Consider the following 19223-nt stretch of genomic DNA (forward strand, 5'->3'; position numbering starts at 1 on the left):
TCAGAACGCCTGTCCGATGCCGGCATAGATGCCGAAATGCGGATCACCTGGATCGCGGTTGAGCGGCACGGCCGCGTCGATGCGCAGCGGCCCGAACGGCGTGACGTAGCGCAGGCCGACACCGGCGCCGACCTTGACGTCGGAGAAGTTGGGAACCGACTTGGTCGACACGGTGCCGGCATCGACGAACGGCACGATGCCGATCGTGTCGGTGACGGCGATGCGCATCTCGACCGAAGTCTCGAAGAAGGACAGGCCGCCGATCGGCTGGCCGGTGAAGTCCTTCGGGCCGATGCCCTGATAGGCATAGCCGCGCACCGAACCGCCGCCGCCGGAATAAAAACGCCGGTCGGCCGGGACGTTCTGCAGCCCGGTACCGACGATCGAGCCTACCGCGACACGTTCGGCCAGCACGAACTTCGAGGCCGTGTCCAGCGATTGATAGGCCGACCCTTCGCCCTTCAGCTTGAGGAAGGCCGCACCGCTCAAAATGTCGTAGCTCGGCTCGGCATAGGCCAGCAAACGGAAGCCGGTGGTCGGATTGAGCCGGTTGTCTCTGTTGTCATAGACATACTGCAGCGGAATGCTGGCGATCAGGTATTTGTGCTTGCCGAAGGCGTCGTGAATGCGCGAATAATCGAGCGCGACCTCGGCCGACACGGTCTGCTTCTTGTCGAGTTCATAAGACAGGCCGGTGCTGCCCTTGACCGAGAAATGGTCGTAGGCGTCGGGATGTTCCAGCACCGTCTTGACGCTGGCGAAAAACTTCGACGCCGGCCCAATGACGCCGGGTTTCTCGAACATGATGCCGGCGTTGTAGTTCAGTTCGGACAGATTGTTGCTGCCGATGCCGCTGATGGCACCGTCGATGCGCAGCTTTTCGGCACGGCCAAACAGGTTGCGATGGCCCCAGTAGCCCTCCAGGCCAAGCCCCTCGGTGTTCGAGAATGTGCCGCCCAGCCCGAAATAACGCGGCTTGCGCTCGCTGACCTGAACGCCGATCGGGATGTTGCCGTCGGCATCGAGCTTGTCGGCTTCCTTGAAGGTGACACTGTTGAACACCTCGAGCGCCAGCAGCCTGTCGCGCGCGTCGCTGATTTCCTGCGGCGAGTACTGCTTGCCGCGCTTCAGCCCAGTCATGTATTCGGTGAAGTCGCGGTCGACCTTCTCGGTGCCTTCCACGGTGGTCGCGCCATAGCCGGCTACCGGCCCGGCCGCGACCGTCAGCGTCACGTCGAGCGTCGAAGTGGCATGGTCGGCGACGATCTGCCGGTCGGTCACCTTGGCCAGCGGCCTGCCCTGCTCCTTCAGCGTCCGCACGATCAGCGCCTCGGCCTTGAGCACAGCGCCCGATCCGGCGTCGCCGCCTGCTATCAGCCCATAATCGGCGCTCATCAGCCCCGCCGCGTCGCCTTCCAGCCTGATGTTGCCGAGCGTGAATTTGGGGCCGGCCGAGATGGTGATCGCCACCGGAATGGGCTGCGGCCCCTTGAATTCGGCGTCCGGCGGCAATTCGTCGAGCGGCTTGCCGTCGATGGTGACGGTGACGACGCCTTCATAACGGGCATCGGCATAAAGGGCGGCGACCAGCTGTTCACGGTCGCTGCGTGCCTTGGCCATCAGCCCGAGCGAGCCCGAAACCGGCCGGTCCTCGTCGCCTTTCAGCGCCGAGGCGTTTTCGAGCTTCTTGACCAGGTCCTTGTCGGCGTCCGGCGCGGAGATGGTCACCGTATAGCGCAGGGGATCGACAATGTCGGCGTCCTCGTCGCTGGACGATCCCCACAGCTTGATGCCGAAAAGCTCGAACGCCGCCGCCGGCCTCGATTCGCAAAGCAGCGCCATCGAGCACATCATGGCCAAAAGCAGGGCGCGCGGAAGCACGCGCCCTGGCGCGATCCCTCCTGACATCCGCTCTTCATACGCCGGCATTAAGACAACCTAGTTCGTAAAACTAAAATTGGAATGAAGTTCTGAAGCGCTCGTAAAGGGGCCACAATCCAATTGTCTGAAATAGGACGGGCTTGGAATTCACACCTTCTGCGTTTCCGCAAGAAAGCGTGATCCCCTTTCCCATGGAGGTTACTGTCCGCATACCGGTCCTTGGCCGGAAAATAAACCGTTGGCAGGCGGCACCTGCCGCGTTCGCGCGTTGACAAGCCCGACTGAAGCTTGATCATGCCCGGACGTCTGCAATTGTCTGGAGGGTGTAATGGCAATGCGCGCGGCTCGTGGTCTGTCGATTCTCGTCCTTTTTTTCCTTGCCTGGGGTAGCGTCGCGCAAGCGGCCGAGGCCCGGCGGATCGCGACGACGGACAATTCCGATTATTTCGGCTTCGATCTCCGGTCCGACCAGAACGTCACGCTCGACCAGTGCAAGACGACATGCCTCGGCGATCCGGCCTGCCGCGCCTTCACCTACAACACCAAGGCAAAATGGTGCTTTCTCAAATCCGACTATAACCAGTTGAAATCCTTCACCGGCGCGGTCGCCGGCAAGGTCGTCAACATGGACGGCGATCCCGACATCGGCGCGCCGCCGGAACTCGCCTTCTTTCCCAACTGGATGGCCGACCAGGCCCAGCAATACCGCAACAAGCTGCTCGGCCCGGCCTTCGACAAGCCGACAGAGGGCATGGCGGCGCTGACCAATGCCGCCGAACAGGCCGTGTTGACCGGCGACCATCGCTCCGCCATGCAGAAATACGAGGCCGCGGTCTCGGTCATGCCTGACGATGGCCAGCTCTGGCTCAAGCTGGCGCGCGAAACGCTGGCCGTGCAGCCTGCCGCCAACACCTCCGAAGCCTCGACCTTGCCGGCAAACGGCACGTCGGCCGCCTTCAACGGCTATAAGCTGCTGCGCACCACCAAGACGCGCGCCGAAGTGCTGGCGCTGCTCGGCAACGGCCTCGACAAGCGCGATCTCTACCGGCCGGCGCTGCAGGCCTATGAGGCCAGCCTTGCGCTGGAAAGCTCGCCCGCGGTCCAGGCCGACTATGCCGATCTGAAGGCCCGCAAAGGGTTCCGCGTTGTCGATCACAGCATCGATGCCGACACCAGCGCGCCACGCATCTGCGCGCAATTCTCCGAGGACCTGATCAAGACCGGCGTCGACTACGCGCAGTTCGTCACCGTCGACAACGCGCCGCCCAAGGGCGTCGAGGCCAAGGACAAGCAGATCTGCGTGGAGGGCCTGGAGCATGGCCAGCACTACGACGTCACCTTCCGCGCCGGCCTGCCGGCGGCGATCGGCGAAGTGACCGCCGCCCCCGTGGTGCTGTCGATCTACGTGCAGGACCGCGCGCCGTCCGCCCGCTTCACCGGCGACAGCTTCGTGCTGCCGGCCGGCGCGCGTCGCGGCATCCCGGTCGTCACCGTCAACATGAACGCCGCCGAAATGAAGCTCTACCGCATCGGCGACCGTTCGCTGGCGCAGCTTCTGTCGGGCTACCAGTTCCTGCACCAGCTCGACGGCTATGACATCTCCAACATTTCCGAGCAGATGGGCGCACCGGTCTGGCAGGGCCAGCTCGACATCGGCAATGACCTCAACAAGGAAGTCACCACCTCCTTCCCGGTCGACGAAGCGCTGCCGCAGCGTAAGCCCGGCGTCTATGTGCTGACCGCCCAGCCCGTCAACGACAAGAGCGACGACTACGGTTCGCTGGCCACGCAGTGGTTCGTCGTCTCCGACATCGGCCTGTCGACCTATACCGGCCAGGACGGGCTCAATGTCTTTGCCCGTTCGCTGGGCAGCGCCAAGCCGATTGCCGGCGCCGAACTGACGCTGGTCGCCAGGAACAACGAGGTTCTCGGCACCGCGACGTCGGATGCCGACGGCCACGCCGTCTTCAACCCCGGCCTGACGCGCGGTGACGGCGGCATGGTGCCGGCCGTGCTGATGGCCAAGCAGGGCGATAATGATTTCGTCTTCCTCGACATGGCCAAGGCCGGCTTCGACCTGTCCGACCGTGGCGTCACCGGACGCGCGGCACCAGGCGCGCTCGACGTCTATGCCTGGACCGAGCGCGGCATCTACCGCGCCGGCGAGGACGTCCATGTCGCCGCCCTTGCCCGCGATGGTGCGAGCAAGGCGGTCGAGAACCTGCCGCTGACCTTCATCTTCTCGCGCCCCGATGGCGTCGAGGACCGCCGCATCGTCAGTGACGGCGCCTCGGCCGGCGGCCATGCCGTCGACCTGCCGCTCGAACCCAACGCCATGCGCGGCACATGGTCGGTGTCGATCCACACCGATCCCAAGCAGCCGGCGGTGGCCAGCCAGATGTTCCTGGTCGAGGACTTCGTGCCGGATCGCATCGAATTCGACATGAAAGCCGACAAGCAGGAGATTGCGCGGGGCGAAACCGCCAACATCGACATTGACGGCCGCTTCCTCTATGGCGCGCCGGCGGCGGGCCTTGCGCTGGAAGGGGAGTTGACGCTGTCGACCTCTCGTGACTGGGACCGCTTTCCCAACTTTTCCTTCGGCCTCGCCGACGAGCAGTCGGCGGAGCCGACGGTCACGCCGCTCACCGACCTGCCGGTGGTCGGCGATGACGGCAAGGCGACCTTCCCTGTTACCGTCGACCAGTTGCCCTCGACCACCAAGTTGGTCGACGGCAAGGTGACGGTGCGCATGCGCGAAACCGGCGGCCGCGCCATCGAGCGCTCGCTCAACATCGGCATCCGCCCGCAAGGCCATATGATCGGCATCCGACCGGACTTCGCCGATGGCGAAGTGCCGCAGGGCGGCACCGCCAAGTTCAGCCTGATCGCCGTCGATCCCAACGGCAAGCGCGAGGCGCTGAAAGGCGCGCAATGGACACTGGTCAAGGTCGAACGCAATTACCAGTGGTACCGCTCCAACAACTCCTGGAACTACGAGCCGGTCTCCTTCACCAAGTCGATTTCCAACGGCCAGGTCGACCTCGGCGCCGACGGCGACGCCACCGTCTCCGTGCCGGTCGATTGGGGCCAGTACCGGCTCGAGGTCGAGACATCCGATCCTGAGGGGCCGGCGACCAGCTACGAGTTCGACGCCGGCTGGTATGTCGCCTCGACGACCACCGAAACGCCTGATGGCCTGGAGATCGCGCTCGACAAGGACAATTACGCCGCGGGCGAAGTGGCGAAGCTGAAAATCTCGCCGCATTTTGCCGGCGAACTTCTGATCAACATCGGTTCCGACAAGCTGTTGAAGACCATAACGGCGACCGTACCGGCAGGCGGCAGCACCGTCGATATCCCCGTCGGTGACGATTGGGGTGCCGGCGCCTATGTCACGGCAACCCTGTTCCGGCCGGGCGATGCGCAGGAAACGCGCATGCCGGCCCGCGCCATCGGCGTGAAGTGGCTGACGGTCGATCCGGGCGCCAAGAAGCTCGCCATCACGCTGACGCCGCCCGACAAGACCGTGCCGCGCCAGCAGCTGTCGATCCCGGTTTCCGTGGCCGGCGTGCAGCCGGGCACGAACGCCTATGTCATGGTTGCCGCCGTCGATGTCGGCATCCTCAATTTGACCAACTACAAGGCGCCGGATCCGGAGAACTGGTTCTTCGGCCAGCGCATGCTCGGCATGGAGATCCGCGACATCTACGGCCGCCTGATCGATGGCTCGCTGGGCACCACCGGCAAGCTCCGGACCGGCGGCGACGGCGCCAATATGCAGGCGCAGGGCAGCCCGCCCACCGAAAAGCTGGTTGCCTTCTTCTCCGGCATTGTCCAGCTCGATGCCGACGGCAAGGCGCGGATCGACTTCGATATCCCGCAGTTCAACGGCACCGTGCGCGTCATGGCCGTCGCCTGGACCAAGGAAGCGGTCGGCCATGCCCAGGCGGACGTGATCGTGCGCGATCCCATAGTGATTACCGCCGGCCTGCCGCGCTTCCTGGCGCCTGGCGACAACGCCGTCATGCGCCTCGACGTGGCCGACACCGACGGCCCGGCCGGCGACTACGCGCTGTCGATCGATACGACGGGCGACCTGTCGACGGGCGACAAGCCCCTGCCCCAGAAGCTGACGCTCGCCCAGGGCAAGCGCCAGACGCTGACCGTGCCGCTGATCGCCAGGACAGCGGGCAATGCCTCGCTCACCATCAAGCTGGCGCACGCCGACGGCACCAAGGTCGAGCAGACGCTCTATGTGCCGGTGCGCCCGGCGCAATTGCCTGTCACCACGCGCCTTGTGGTCGACCTCAAGGGCAATGGCGGCGCGCTGCGCGTCGACAAGGAACTCTTGGCGGCCAGCCTGCTCGACGGCGCTTCGGTCAGTGTCGGCGTTTCGCAGGCGGCAGCCTTCGACGTGCCCTCGCTGCTGATGACACTTGATCGCTACCCCTATGGCTGCGCCGAGCAGACCACCAGCCGCGCCATACCGCTTCTCTACGTCAACGAGATGGCATCCGGCGTCGGCATGGAAAGCGACCCTGACCTGCACGGCCGCGTCCAGGACGCAATCTACAAGGTCCTGAGCTACCAGTCCTCGAGCGGCAGCTTCGGCCTGTGGGGCCCGGGCTCCGGCGACCCGTGGCTCGACGCCTATGTCAGCGAATTCCTGACCAGGGCGCGGGAGCAGAAATACGACGTGCCGGCTCTGGCGATGAACCAGGCCCTCAACAACCTGCAGAACTCGCTCGGCTACGACCAGAGCGTACAGGACCGCGGCAGCGAGATCGCCTACGCCCTCTATGTGCTCGCCCGCAACAAGAAGGCCTCGATCGGCGATCTGCGCTATTACGCCGACACCCAGCTCGAAGCCTTCTCGAGCCCGATGGCCGTTGCCCAATTGGCGGCGAGCCTGGCGCTCTACGGCGACACGCAGCGTTCAGAGGCGACGTTCAAGACCGCGCTGCAGCTCGCCAAGTCGAGCACGGAGTACGACTGGTACCGCTCCGACTACGGTTCGGCGTTGCGTGACGGCGCGGCGATGCTGTCGCTGGCGGCGGAATCGAAGCCGGTATCGACCATCGTGCCCGAGCTGATCAAACTGGTGACCAGGGAACGCGCCGAAGCCCGCTGGACCAGCACCCAGGACGATTCCTGGATGCTGCTGGCGGCGCGCGCGCTGAAGGAGGGCAACGTCTCCATCGCGCTCACCGTCAATGGCGCGCCGCATTCCGGCGGCTATTCCAACCAGGTCAACGGCTCCGAGCTTATCGACAGCCCGCTCGAAATCGCCAACACCGGCAAGACCCCGCTGCAGGCCGTCGTCACCACCGTGGCGTCGCCGATCCAGCCCTTGCCGGCCGGCGGTGACGGCTTCACCATCAGCCGCACCTACTACAAGCTCGACGGCACTGAAGCCAATGTGACCGAGGCAACCCAGAACGAACGCTATGTCGTCGTGCTCAAGGTCACCGAGCAGAACAGCTGGCCGTCGCGCCTGCTGGTCACCGACCTGTTGCCGGCCGGCTTCGAGATCGACAATCCAGGCCTGGTCTCCAGCGCCCAGTTGACGAACTTCTCCTGGCTGGCACAGACCGACGCCGCGCATCTGGAATTCCGCGACGATCGCTTCGTCGCGGCATTCAACCCGGCCGATGGCGACCACGACCACAATCTGACGCTTGCCTATGTTGTGCGCGCCGTGACGCCGGGCACCTATGCCCATCCGGCGGCAACGGTGGAGGACATGTACCGTCCGCAATATTCGGCCCGTACAGCTACCGGCATGATGGAGATCAAGGCACCGTAAGGTGCCTTGGCGGAAATGAACGTGAGGTTCGCGCCGCCCCTCATTGCCCTGCCGGGCATTTCTCCCCGTATAGAGACGGGGAGAAAGAAGCCTGCACCAAAGCTTTCGCCAGCTTTAAACGTCGCAGGAAAGGCGCCAATGCATGCCACAGCTCCCTTCTCCCCGTCACTAAACGGGGAGAAGGTGGCGGCAGCCGGATGAGGGGCGGCGCCATGCTTTCCAAGAAACTCCTCCGTCGCGCTGCCATCGCAGTTGCCTCCCTTGCCGCCTTCTTCACGATTGCCGCCGCCGCCCTCTGGCAACTCGACCGCGCCTTCCCGCCCCCGCTTCCTGAAAGGCTCACCGTCTCCACGGAAGTCCAGGACCGCGACGGCCAGCTGTTGCGCGCCTTTGCCACACCGGACGGCTACTGGCGGCTGGAAACCCGGCTCGACCAGGTCGACAAGCAGTTCGTCGACATGCTGGTCACCTATGAGGACAAGCGCTTCTGGGACCATGAGGGGGTCGACGTGCTGGCGCTGGCGCGCGCCGCCGGCCAGTTCGCGACCAGCGGCCACATCGTCTCCGGCGGCTCGACCCTGTCGATGCAGCTCGCCCGCCTGATCGAGCCGCGCGAGAGCCGCAGCCTCGGCTCCAAGCTCAAGCAGATGCTGCGGGCCATCCAGATCGAGCGGCGGTTGTCGAAGCGCGAGATCCTCGAACGCTATCTCACAGTGGCGCCGTATGGCGGCAATCTGGAGGGCGTGCGTGCCGCTTCGCTCGCCTATTTCGGCAAGGAGCCAAAGCGGCTCACCGTTTCCGAAGCCGCGCTTCTGGTGGCCCTCCCGCAATTGCCGGAAAAGCGCCGTCCTGACCGCAACCTGCAGATCGCCCACGCAGCTCGCGACCGTGTGCTCACCCGCATGGTCTCATCAGGCCTGATCGGCGAACGCGAGGCCGCACGCGCGGCGCTTGACGATGTGTTGAGCCTGCGCCGCCGCTTGCCGGCGCTCGCCGCGCATGCCTCTTACGCCATGCTGCCCAAGGCCGTCCCCGGCCAGCCGCGTAAGCTGACGATCCGCAAAAGCGTCCAGCAGGGACTGGAAGAGGTGGCCCGCGACGCCGCCACCAGGCTCGGGCCGCGTCTGTCGGTCGCCATGGTGCTGGCCGATGCCCGCACCGGCGACATTCTGGGCGAAGTCGGCTCGGCCAATTTCTTCGATTCCAGCCGTTCCGGCTGGATCGACATGACCAAGGTCGTGCGCTCGCCCGGCTCGACGCTGAAGCCGTTCATCTATGGCCTCGCCTTCGAACAGGGACTGGTGGCGCAGGAGACACTGATCGAGGACAGCCCGGTCGATTTCAGCGGCTACAGGCCCAAGAATTTCGACATGGGCTATCAGGGCGATGTCTCGATCCGCCAGGCGCTGCAATTGTCGCTCAACGTGCCGGCCATCCGGGTGCTCGACGCGGTCGGTCCGGCGCGGCTGACGGCGCGCTTCCGCCAGGCGGGCGTCAACCCGATCCTGCCGGTCAATGAGGCGCCGGGGCTGGCCATCGGGCTTGGTGGCGTCGGCGTCACGCTGCGCGACATCGTCCAGCTCTATACCGGGCTCGCCAATGGCGGCAAGACGCACTCGCTGCGCGACGGCACCGAACCGGCCAATGCCGTGAGTTCGACCACCACCATCCTCAGCGACCAGGCCAATTGGCAGATCATCGACATCCTCTCCGGAGTAAAACCGCCGGAAGGTGCCTTGCAGCGCGGCATTGCCTACAAGACCGGAACCTCCTACGGCTACCGCGACGCCTGGTCGGTGGGCTTCGATGGCCGCTATGTGCTGGGCGTCTGGGTCGGCAGGCCCGATGCCGGCGCGGTGCCGGGCCTCTCCGGCTATGTCTCGGCCGCCCCGATCCTGTTCGAAGGCTTTGTCCGCTCGGGCCTCGCCACCGTACCGCTGCCAGGCAAACCGCCCGGTGCCTTCACACCCAAGCGCGAGGACCTGCCTGTGACGCTCGCCCGCTTCGGCGCCGGCGCGGATGGCCTGGTGCAGGCGACGCCGACCGAACCGGCGCCGAGCATCATCTTCCCGCCGGACGGCGCCCGCGTCGATCTCTCCACCAACTCGGCCGACGCCTCGCCGCTGGTGCTGAAATTGCAAGGCGGCCGCGCCCCGTTCCGCTGGCTGGCCAATGGCAAGCCCCTCATCGGCCTCGACCGCCGCCGCACCGCGACCTGGCTGCCCGACGGCGCGGGCTATTCGACGCTCACCGTCATCGACGCCGCAGGACGGGCTGCCAGTGTGAAGGTCTTCGTCCAGTGAAAGCGATCCTTGAATAGAATGCGCCAGGCGATTCAGCGCATTGGCTTTTGTGCGCTGATGATTGCCGGCTCGGCCCTGCCGGCGCCTGCCGATCCCCTCCCCGCGGGTTTCGTTCGCCTCGCCGATGTCGCCCCATCGATCCGCCAGGACATTCGCTACGCCAACGCCGACAATTTTCTGCACCGCAAGGTGAATGGCTATGACGCGCCGGTCTGCATTTTGACCCGGGAGGCCGCCGAGGCACTTTCCAGAGTCCAGCGGGCGATCGCCACCAGAGGCCTGACGCTGGTCGTCTTCGACTGCTATCGCCCTGCCCGCGCCGTTGCCGACATGGGTGAATGGACGGCCGCGGGTGGACCGCCGGACCCGCAATGGTATCCGAAGGTCAAGCGTGGCGATCTCATCGCCAAGGGCTATGTCGGCGAACTGTCCAATCATTCGCGCGGCTCGACCGTCGATGTTGCCATCGCGCCTGTCGACAGTACGCCCGTGCCGAAACCGGCCTGCGGCGCGATCGATGCCGACACCCTCGATTTCGGCACCGGCTTCGATTGTTTCGACCCGATGAGCGAGACCGCGCGTCGCCCGCTCGGCGCCAAAGCTGCGGCAAACCGAAAGCTGCTCGTCGATGCCATGCGTGCTGGCGGGTTCAAGAACTACGCGCGCGAATGGTGGCATTTTGCGCTGGCCCGCGAGCCATTTCAAAAGCAGCGCTTCGATTTCCCGGTGACCGCCGAGTAACCTGCCCAACCAGCCTTGCCCGGCAACCGCGCATCCCTAGATAGGCCGGATGGTGGGCCGACTCCGGCGCGGAGCAACCGCGAGGAAAATATTTCTCATAACAGCGACAGGTCGCCGAAGATTTTCTTCAGGAGGACAAAAAAGACAACATTCAATGCATCTTATTTCTATAAACTCGCTAGATTTGGCGCGGGTTCAACGGAGGCAGAAATGACCAAACCTCATTTCAGGAAACTGCTCGGCGCACTGGTCGCCACATCTATCCAGTTCGGCACGCTCGGTTTCGCGTTTGCCGACACCACCATCCTCAATGTGTCCTACGATCCGACGCGCGAACTCTACAAAGCCTATGACGAGGCCTTCGCCGCGCATTGGAAGACGGAGACCGGCGAGACGGTGACCATCCAGCAGTCGCATGGCGGATCGGGTGCCCAGGCCCGCGCGGTGATCGATGGCCTCGACGCCGATGTGGTGACGCTGGCGCTCGAAGGCGACGTCAACGCCATCGTCTCGAAGTCAAAGAAGATCAATCCAGACTGGCGCACCAAATTCGAAAACAATTCGGCGCCCTACACCTCGACGATCATCTTCCTTGTCCGCAAGGGCAATCCCAAGGGCATCCACGACTGGAACGACCTCGTCAAGGACGGTGTCCAGGTGATCACGCCCAACCCCAAAACCTCGGGCGGCGCACGCTGGAACTATCTCGCGGCCTGGGCCTATGCCAACGCCAATGATGGCGGCGATGAAGCCAAGACCAAGGACTTCGTCGGCAAGCTCTACGCCAATGCTCCCGTGCTCGACACCGGCGCGCGCGGCTCGACCGTGACCTTCGCGCAAAAAGGCCTGGGTGACGTGCTGATCGCCTGGGAAAACGACGCCTATCTGGCGCTCGACGAGTTCGGCGCCGACAATTTCGACATCGTTTATCCGCCGACCTCCATCCTGGCCGAGCCACCGGTGGCCGTGGTCGACGCCAATGTCGACGCCAAGGGCACACGCAAGGTGGCCGAGGCCTATCTGAGCTACCTCTATTCCAAGGAAGGCCAGACCATCATCGCCAAGAACCATTATAGGCCGTCCAAGCCCGAACTGGTTCCGCCCGAGGATCTCGCCAAGCTGCCTCCGATCAAGCTGATCACCATCGACGATCCGCTTTTCGGCGGCTGGAAGAAAGCGCAGCCTTATCATTTCGGCGACGGTGGTATATTCGACCAGATCTACAAGCCGGCCCAGTGAGCTAACCTAGATCGGGACGACATGACCACAGCACCCGCGCGGGCGGGGTGGCGGTTCAGACAGCCGAGCGTCATTCCGGGTTTCGGATTGACGCTCGGCTTCTCGCTTGCCTACCTCACCCTCATCATCCTCATCCCCCTATCCGGGCTGATCTGGCGTTCGGCCGCTCTCGGCTGGGTCGATTTCTGGGCCATCGCCACCGATCGCCGCACGATCAACGCCCTTCGAATCAGCTTCGGCACGGCGTTCATCGCGGCTGTCGTCAATGTCGTCTTCGGCACGCTCGTCGCCTGGGTGCTGGTGCGCTACCGTTTTCCGGGCCGCCGCATCGTCGACGCCATGGTCGACCTGCCCTTCGCCCTGCCGACGGCTGTGGCCGGCATCGCGCTGACCACGCTCTACGCGCCGAATGGCTGGATCGGCAAATTGCTGATGCCGCTCGGCATCAAGGTCGCCTACACGCCGCTCGGCATCGTCATTGCGCTGATCTTCATCGGCCTGCCCTTCGTCGTGCGAACCGTGCAGCCGATCATGGAAGAGATCGACAAGGAAGTGGAGGAAGCCGCCGCCACCCTCGGCGCCAGCCGCTTCCAGATCATCACCCGCGTGCTCTTTCCCGGCCTGGCGCCGGCCATCATCACGGGCTTCTCGCTGGCCTTCGCGCGCGGCGTCGGCGAATACGGCTCGGTCATCTTCATCGCCGGCAACCTGCCCTACAAATCCGAGATCGCGCCGCTTCTGATCGTCATCCGGCTCGAGGAATACAATTACCCGGCGGCGACCGCGATCGCCGCGATCATGCTGGCGCTGTCGTTCATCATGCTGTTGATCGTCAATCTGGTGCAGACATGGAGCCGCAAGCGCTATGGCTGATCCCGAGATCAAATCGTACGAACCGTATCATGAGAGCCGCTCGGTGGCGGTGACCGAGAGCCGGCCGGCACGCGCCGTGCTGATGGCCATCGTCTTCGTCTTTCTCGCCGTCTTCCTGCTGCTGCCGCTGATCATCGTTTTCAAGGAAGCTTTCGCCAAAGGCGTTGGCACCTACCTGCAATCGCTAAGCGATGCCGACACGCGTTCGGCGATCCGCCTGACCTTGCTGGTGGCTGCGATCTCGGTCCCGCTCAACATCGTCTTCGGCATCTCGGCCGCCTGGGCGATCGCCAAGTTCGAGTTCAAGGGCAAGGCCTTTCTGACCACGCTGATCGACCTGCCCTTCTCGGTCTCGCCGGTCATTTCGGGTCTGGTCTACGTGCTTCTCTTCGGTGCTCAAGGGTTGCTCGGCGAGTGGCTGAAGGCACATGGCATCCAGATCCTGTTCGCCGTGCCGGGCATTGTGCTGGCCACCGTCTTTGTCACCTTCCCTTTCGTCGCCCGCGAACTGATTCCGCTCATGCAGGAACAGGGCAATGGCGACGAGGAGGCGGCGCTGTCGCTTGGCGCCAATGGCTGGCAGGCCTTCTGGTACGTGACCTTGCCTAACGTCAAATGGGGCCTGCTCTACGGCGTCCTTTTGTGCAATGCGCGCGCCATGGGCGAGTTCGGCGCGGTTTCGGTGGTGTCGGGCCACATACGCGGCTTGACCAACACCATGCCGCTGCATGTCGAAATCCTCTACAACGAGTACAACGCCGTCGGCGCCTTTGCCGTCGCTTCCTTGCTTGCCGGGCTGGCGCTCGTCACGCTGGTCTTGAAAACACTGCTCGAGATGCGCTACGGCGCCGAACTCGCCGCGACGCGCGGACATTAGAAGGTTCATTGCATGGAAGTTCGCGTTGCCAACGTGCGCAAGGAGTTCGAGCGGTTTCCGGCGCTCCACGATGTCTCGCTCGACATCAAGTCGGGCGAACTGATCGCGCTGCTCGGACCGTCCGGCTCCGGCAAGACGACGCTGCTCAGGCTGATCGCCGGACTGGAGCGCCCGACGCGTGGGAAAATCTTCTTTGGTGACGAGGACGCTTCGCAGAAATCGATCCAGGAGCGCAATGTCGGCTTCGTCTTCCAGCACTACGCGCTGTTCCGCCATATGACGGTGGCCGACAATATCGGCTTCGGCCTCAAGGTGCGGCACGGGCCGACGCGGCCGCCGGCCGCCGAAATCCGCCGCCGCGCCTCCGAGCTTCTCGATCTTGTCCAGCTTTCAGGGCTGGAGAAGCGCTATCCGGCGCAGCTTTCGGGCGGCCAGCGTCAGCGTGTGGCGCTCGCCCGCGCCATGGCCATCGAACCCAAGGTGCTGCTGCTCGACGAGCCGTTCGGCGCGCTCGATGCGCAGGTGCGCCGGGAACTGCGTCGCTGGCTGCGCGAAATCCATGACCGCACCGGCCACACCACCGTCTTCGTCACCCACGACCAGGAAGAGGCTTTGGAGCTTGCCGACCGCGTCGTGGTGATGAGCCAGGGCCGCATCGAACAGGTCGGCACCGCCGACGACATCTACGACACGCCGAACTCGCCTTTCGTCTACGGCTTCATCGGTGAATCCAGCTCCCTTCCCGTCAAGGTCGAGAATGGCGAGATCTGGCTGGCCGACCGTCCGATCGGATTGTCGGCGCCGCATGCGCCCGAGGGCGACGCGATGCTCTACTTCCGGCCGCATGACGTCGAACTGCTGGACGGCTGCAGCGGCTGCATCGCCGGCACCGTGGCCGCCAGCCGCCGCGTCGCCGGCACAAGGCGCGTCGAGCTTGAGATCGGCGGCGAACGCCAGCGGGTCGAGATCGAACTGCCGGTCGATCATCCAGCGGCACAGAAGAGCCGCGTGGCGTTCCGGCCGGGGCGCTGGAAGCTGTTTCCGGCTGCGTAGCGATAGGACCGCCGTCAATCCCTATCCCGGTCGAGGGCGGCCGCCTACCCTTTCACCAGGCCTTTCAACGACAGCACCAATGTCATGGGATTTTTCGGGGAAGCCGCAAAGCCATGGCGCTCATAAAAGGCTTTCGCTTCGTCCGATATCGCATGAACAAAAATTCCGCGTATCCCGAGGATCGTCGCGGCTTGACCGGCGCGCAGGACGGCATCTTGCAGAAGCGCTGCACCCAGTCCCTTCCCTTGCCAGCCTGTGTCCACCGCGAGACGCCCGAGCACGACCATTGGAATGGGATCCGGCATGTTGCGCCGAACAATGCCGGGCGCTTCCGCTAGGTCAAGCCCGCCCGAAGACAGGCAGTAGTAGCCGACAACGCGTATGCCTTCCGCGACCACATAAGTACGAGATGCGCCACTGACCTGGTTGGCCCGTGCGCGGCGGCGAAGCCATTGGTCGAGACTTTCCGTTCCGCTTTGGAAAAGTTCGAGATCGTGGTTCTCGGCCAGCGGCGTGGGCGCCGACAGCATCAGTCCTGCCATGGCTTGGGCACGTTCATAAGACGCGCAAAACCTTCCCCGCCTGGCGGTTCATCGAGGATGTCGAGATAGTGCCGGTAACTCTGGGCATCTACCTTGATCAGTGTTTGGTCGAGCAGCGTATCCTCGGCCGCGCGGTAGGCGGCATCGATCATGAAATCGGAACGGGTTTTCCCGCGTAGCTTCGCGGCGCGGTCAATCAGTATGCGCATATCCTCGCGAATGCGCAGATTGACAGGCTTAGCGTGAGTTTCGGCTGCGGCTTTCGCCATGGAGGGCTCCTTTCCTTCACCATAACATGCCGCATACACAATGTGTATCTATTTGTCCTTTCCATTGGGAAAAGGTTGACGTGAACCGAGCTCCAATATGATGCCGCTCAAAAGAAAAACCTAGGATCAGCCTGTCTGGGAAACGGTTTTCTAGCAACGAGTGCCAAGCCCTGAATCTATGCCTCGCCGTCCCTTTGTACCCTCGCTATGCTCGAACGATAAAACATTACATCCGGAGCCATTTCATGAAGCGATTTTTCCTCGGCGTTGCCGCCGCAGCCGGCCTCATCCTCGCATCCTCCCAGGCCTGGTCGGCCGACAAGCTGCTCAATGCCTCCTATGACGTCGGCCGCGAACTGTTCGTGCAGGTCAACAAGGCCTTTATCGCCAAGCATCCGGGCGTCAGCGTCGACCAGTCCCATGCCGGCACCTCGGCGCAGGCGCGCGCCATCGCCGAAGGCCTCGGGGCCGACGTCGTCACCTTCAACCAGGTCACCGATGTCGACTTCCTGGTCAAGAAGGGCCTCGTCTCGACCGACTGGCAGAAGGATTTTCCAGACAACGCCTCGCCCTTCTATTCGCTGCCTTCGTTTCTCGTCCGCGCGGGCAATCCAAAGCACATCAAGGACTGGAGCGACCTGGTGCGCGACGACGTGCAGGTAATCTTCCCCAATCCGAAGACGTCGGGCAATGCGCGCTACACCTATCTGGCGGCCACCGCCTACGCCAAGGAAGCCTTCAAGGGCGACGACACCAAGGTGAAGGAGTTCATCACCAAGCTGTTCAACAACGTGCCGATCTTCGACACCGGCGGGCGCGCCGCGACAACCACCTTCGTGCAGCGCGAGATCGGCGACGTGCTGATCACCTTCGAATCCGAGACGCGCGGCATCCGCAAGGAATATGGCGACGACAAGTTCGAGCAGGTCACCCCTTCGGTCAGCCTGCTGGCGGAATTCCCGGTGGCGATCGTCGACAAGGTCGCCGACGAACACGGCACGCGCGACCTCGCCAAGAGCTATCTCGACTTCCTCTATACGCCCGAGGGCCAGGGCATCGCCGCCGAGAATGGCCTGCGCGCACGCGACGCGGCTGTCGCGGCCAAATACAAGGCCGATTTTCCGGACGTGCGCCTGCTGACGGTGGAAGACGTCTTCGGCGGTTGGGACAAGGTCCAAAAAGAGCATTTCGCCGCCGGCGGCCTGCTCGACCAAGCTTATGGCAGCCGGTAAAGTTTCAGCGGTCCGATAGAAAGATCAGGAGAGCCGGCCCCGGGGCCGGCTTTTCTTGTTTAGGCAGACGATAGGGCAATCCGGCGCCTTCGTGCAAAACGTTACAAACAATCAACGCGTTTGTGCCAAACATGCCTTTCCAATGGCTTGTTTTCGCGAAACGGCAGGGTGTGGAAGCAATGCCGTCATCATTTGCACACAAACAGCCGCCAGATGCGGGGTGGTTGGGGCTTCAACGGGTTGACTCGGGCATGCTGACGAAAAAAGGCAAATACGGCCTCAAGGCCCTCGTGCATCTTTCCAATCTTCCGGTTGGCCAATTGGCCTTCGTCAACGACATCGCCGTCGCCAACAACATCCCGAAGAAATTCCTCGATGCCATACTGGGCGAATTGCGCAACGCCGGCTTCGTCCAGAGCCGCAAGGGCAAGGAAGGTGGCTATCGCCTCGCCCGCCCCGCTTCCGAGATCAAGATCGGCCATGTCGTGCGCGTGCTGGACGGTCCGCTGGCGCCGATACCTTGCGCCAGCCGCACGCAGTACCAGCGCTGCGAGGATTGCGACGAAGCGACCTGCCAGGTCCGGCACATGATGCTGGAAGTGCGCCAGGCGATCGCCGAGGTGCTGGACAACCGCAGCCTCGCCGCCATGCGCGATGCCGACAACGACGATTTTCCGGTCGAGTTGACATCCCAGATCTAGAGCCGGGCGAATGAGGCTGTCGAGGTTCACGAAATCCCGAAAAGTCCCCCGCAAGCCATCGGCAGCCAGCTTCCGCACCGAGATCATCGCCGACGTCTTTGTCCCCGAATATGCCGAGGACGTGCGGTTCTTCAGCCGCAAGCAGCTTAACGCCGGCAAGCTCCGCCGCTTCTCCACCAGGGATCTTCGCGAAAGCCTGGCCGCCCTCTTCTACCTGGCGGTCGCGGCGGTGCTGCCGGTGCGCTGGTGGTCGCCGATCTGCGATTGGGCGTCGCGGTTTCGCCTGAAGCGTCATATGCGCAAGGATTTCCCCGGATATGCCGCCGCAACCCGCGCGGTGCTCGGCAGCGACATCGATGCGCGCAAGCTGTTCGAGGCATTGCTCGCGGCGCGCCATCGCCGCCGCATGCAGCTTGCCGCGCATCTGGTCGCCCGTCGCTGGACGCCGGCGATCCGGCTGGAAGGGCTTGAGGACTTGCAGGCCGCTTTGCAACGCGGCCATGGCGCGATCCTCTGGTGCGATCAGTTCACCGCCCAGACAATGATCGGCAAGCGCGCCATGCATGAGGCCGGCATCGAAGCGCACCAGGTCAGCGTCAACACGCATGGCGTTTCCGAGACGGCATTCGGCCAGCGCTTTCTCAATCCGCCAATGGTTCGTGTCGAGAACCGGTTCCTGAAAAGCCGGATCGTCTTCGACCGTGACGATGCCTATCAGGTCACCATCCGCATTCAGAAGATGCTGAGGCAGAACGGCGTCGTGATGATGACCAACACAATCCACGCCGGCTCGACCTTCACCGAAACCGCGCTTGGCGAAAGCGGCTGGACGCACCTTGCCTCGGCACCGGCGAATTTCGCCGCGCGCGGCAAGACGGCCCTGTTTGCGATGTCGACCTTCGAGGTCGTTCCCTTCCGGGAATATCGCGCCGTCTTGAGCCCCGAGCTGGTGCCGGCGGCACCGGCGCCTCAGTCAGTGGACACAATCAGGGACGGAGCCAAGAACATGGCCCTGCAGGCACGCTACATCCTGCTCAAACGCGACCGCCTGCTGCAAGCGCTGAAAGAGTGCCCCGAGCAGATGATGTCCTGGTCGCGCCATGAGCGGTTGACGGAAGCCCAGGACGGCATCGGCATCAGCGCCGAAGAAGGCTCATGACGGGCGTATCAAGCGCATTGCCTGGGCGACGAGTTCGTCGACCGGCCGTGTCGCGTCGAGCGTCAATGCCCGCTCGTCTTGCCCCGGCGGCTCGAGGATGGCGAACTGGCTGTCAACCAGGCTTGCCGGCATGAAATGGCCCTTGCGGTTGCCAACGCGCCGCCGCGCGGTGGCGGGATCGATCTCCAGATAGAGGAAGACGATATCAGGGCAAAAACCGCGCAGGCGCTCGCGATAACCGCGCTTCAGCGCCGAGCAGGCGGCGACCACACCTTGCCGCTTGCCGATCGATGCCTGGATCTGCTCGCCGATCGCGTCGAGCCAGCCTTCGCGCAGTTGATCGGTGAGCGGCTCGCCGCGTGCCATGCGGGCGACGTTTTCGGGCGGATGCAGCCTGTCGCCCTCGATGAAGACGGCACCGAGCGCGGTGGCCAGCGCGATGCCGACGGCTGACTTGCCGCAGCCGGCGACACCCATCACCACGATGGCCGCTGGCGCCAAACCGGAAGCGCCCGTCGGCGCCTGCGCTGCGTTTTCGTCCACC

At 64.0% G+C, this 19223-nt stretch carries 14 protein-coding genes; 10 read left to right on the forward strand and 4 right to left on the reverse strand.

Annotated features, from left to right (window positions below; all coding sequences use genetic code 11):
- Positions 1-1929, reverse strand: a complete 1929-nt coding sequence (locus LB524_RS02165; RefSeq protein ID WP_224523413.1) for an autotransporter assembly complex protein TamA — start codon at positions 1927-1929, stop codon at positions 1-3.
- A 280-nt stretch (positions 1930-2209) separates the two neighbouring features.
- Here LB524_RS02165 and LB524_RS02170 point away from each other — a divergent pair, with 280 nt between their 5' ends.
- The 7 genes from LB524_RS02170 (at position 2210) to LB524_RS02200 (ending at position 14776) form a co-directional block, all read left to right on the forward strand.
- Positions 2210-7690 carry an alpha-2-macroglobulin family protein gene (locus LB524_RS02170; RefSeq protein WP_224523415.1) on the forward strand — a complete coding sequence of 1827 codons (5481 nt, stop codon included), beginning with the start codon at positions 2210-2212 and terminating at the stop codon, positions 7688-7690.
- A gap of 212 nt (positions 7691-7902) precedes the next feature.
- On the forward strand, positions 7903-9993 hold the full coding sequence (gene pbpC, locus LB524_RS02175) for a penicillin-binding protein 1C (RefSeq protein WP_224523417.1): 2091 nt from the start codon (positions 7903-7905) through the stop codon (positions 9991-9993).
- A gap of 18 nt (positions 9994-10011) precedes the next feature.
- The gene (locus LB524_RS02180; RefSeq protein ID WP_140725998.1) at positions 10012-10734 is read left to right on the forward strand and encodes a M15 family metallopeptidase; all 723 of its coding nucleotides are present in this window, start codon (positions 10012-10014) and stop codon (positions 10732-10734) included.
- Positions 10735-10944: 210 nt separating this feature from the next.
- Complete coding sequence (locus LB524_RS02185) at positions 10945-11973, forward strand: sulfate ABC transporter substrate-binding protein (protein ID WP_224523419.1); 1029 nt, start codon at positions 10945-10947, stop codon at positions 11971-11973.
- A 21-nt stretch (positions 11974-11994) separates the two neighbouring features.
- Complete coding sequence (gene cysT / locus LB524_RS02190; protein ID WP_015317127.1) at positions 11995-12846, forward strand: sulfate ABC transporter permease subunit CysT; 852 nt, start codon at positions 11995-11997, stop codon at positions 12844-12846.
- On the forward strand, positions 12839-13723 hold the full coding sequence (gene cysW, locus LB524_RS02195; protein ID WP_224523421.1) for a sulfate ABC transporter permease subunit CysW: 885 nt from the start codon (positions 12839-12841) through the stop codon (positions 13721-13723). Before cysT ends, cysW begins: the two co-directional genes overlap by 8 nt.
- 12 nt (positions 13724-13735) lie before the next feature.
- On the forward strand, positions 13736-14776 hold the full coding sequence (locus tag LB524_RS02200; protein WP_140615518.1) for a sulfate/molybdate ABC transporter ATP-binding protein: 1041 nt from the start codon (positions 13736-13738) through the stop codon (positions 14774-14776).
- 44 nt (positions 14777-14820) lie between these two features.
- Here LB524_RS02200 and LB524_RS02205 read toward each other — a convergent pair whose 3' ends face one another.
- Both LB524_RS02205 and LB524_RS02210 read right to left on the reverse strand, forming a co-directional pair.
- A complete protein-coding gene (locus tag LB524_RS02205) occupies positions 14821-15306 on the reverse strand; it encodes a GNAT family N-acetyltransferase (protein ID WP_140665417.1) in 486 nt (161 codons plus the stop codon).
- Positions 15306-15587, reverse strand: a complete 282-nt coding sequence (locus tag LB524_RS02210; RefSeq protein ID WP_140873259.1) for a DUF1778 domain-containing protein — start codon at positions 15585-15587, stop codon at positions 15306-15308. Before LB524_RS02210 ends, LB524_RS02205 begins: the two co-directional genes overlap by 1 nt.
- A 245-nt stretch (positions 15588-15832) precedes the next feature.
- Here LB524_RS02210 and LB524_RS02215 point away from each other — a divergent pair, with 245 nt between their 5' ends.
- The 3 genes from LB524_RS02215 to LB524_RS02225 all read left to right on the forward strand — a co-directional run bounded on the left by LB524_RS02215 (position 15833) and on the right by LB524_RS02225 (position 18679).
- Positions 15833-16819: a sulfate ABC transporter substrate-binding protein gene (locus LB524_RS02215; protein WP_224523427.1), complete on the forward strand. Its 987-nt coding sequence runs from the start codon at positions 15833-15835 to the stop codon at positions 16817-16819.
- A 251-nt stretch (positions 16820-17070) separates the two neighbouring features.
- Entirely contained in the window at positions 17071-17520 is a 450-nt protein-coding gene (locus tag LB524_RS02220) for an RrF2 family transcriptional regulator (protein ID WP_023769580.1), read from the forward strand.
- Positions 17521-17530: 10 nt separating this feature from the next.
- Entirely contained in the window at positions 17531-18679 is a 1149-nt protein-coding gene (locus tag LB524_RS02225; RefSeq protein WP_224523429.1) for a hypothetical protein, read from the forward strand.
- Here LB524_RS02225 and LB524_RS02230 read toward each other — a convergent pair.
- Entirely contained in the window at positions 18674-19222 is a 549-nt protein-coding gene (locus tag LB524_RS02230; RefSeq protein ID WP_140714487.1) for a gluconokinase, read from the reverse strand. The genes LB524_RS02225 and LB524_RS02230 overlap by 6 nt on opposite strands.
- Position 19223: the final 1 nt, after the last annotated feature.

This window comes from Mesorhizobium sp. ESP6-5 (assembly GCF_020164695.1).
GTDB lineage: Bacteria > Pseudomonadota > Alphaproteobacteria > Rhizobiales > Rhizobiaceae > Mesorhizobium > Mesorhizobium australicum.

Bases quoted from the DNA above. Each gene is read 5' to 3' on its own strand.
- LB524_RS02225 (WP_224523429.1), top strand. From the start codon at position 17,531: ATGAGGCTGTCGAGGTTCACGAAATCCCGAAAAGTCCCCCGCAAGCCA.
- LB524_RS02200 (WP_140615518.1), top strand. From the start codon at position 13,736: ATGGAAGTTCGCGTTGCCAACGTGCGCAAGGAGTTCGAGCGGTTTCCG.
- LB524_RS02205 (WP_140665417.1), bottom strand. From the start codon at position 15,306: ATGCTGTCGGCGCCCACGCCGCTGGCCGAGAACCACGATCTCGAACTT.
- pbpC (WP_224523417.1), top strand. From the start codon at position 7,903: ATGCTTTCCAAGAAACTCCTCCGTCGCGCTGCCATCGCAGTTGCCTCC.
- LB524_RS02185 (WP_224523419.1), top strand. From the start codon at position 10,945: ATGACCAAACCTCATTTCAGGAAACTGCTCGGCGCACTGGTCGCCACA.
- LB524_RS02170 (WP_224523415.1), top strand. From the start codon at position 2,210: ATGGCAATGCGCGCGGCTCGTGGTCTGTCGATTCTCGTCCTTTTTTTC.
- LB524_RS02215 (WP_224523427.1), top strand. From the start codon at position 15,833: ATGAAGCGATTTTTCCTCGGCGTTGCCGCCGCAGCCGGCCTCATCCTC.
- cysT (WP_015317127.1), top strand. From the start codon at position 11,995: ATGACCACAGCACCCGCGCGGGCGGGGTGGCGGTTCAGACAGCCGAGC.
- LB524_RS02220 (WP_023769580.1), top strand. From the start codon at position 17,071: ATGCTGACGAAAAAAGGCAAATACGGCCTCAAGGCCCTCGTGCATCTT.
- LB524_RS02210 (WP_140873259.1), bottom strand. From the start codon at position 15,587: ATGGCGAAAGCCGCAGCCGAAACTCACGCTAAGCCTGTCAATCTGCGC.
- cysW (WP_224523421.1), top strand. From the start codon at position 12,839: ATGGCTGATCCCGAGATCAAATCGTACGAACCGTATCATGAGAGCCGC.
- LB524_RS02165 (WP_224523413.1), bottom strand. From the start codon at position 1,929: ATGCCGGCGTATGAAGAGCGGATGTCAGGAGGGATCGCGCCAGGGCGC.
- LB524_RS02180 (WP_140725998.1), top strand. From the start codon at position 10,012: ATGCGCCAGGCGATTCAGCGCATTGGCTTTTGTGCGCTGATGATTGCC.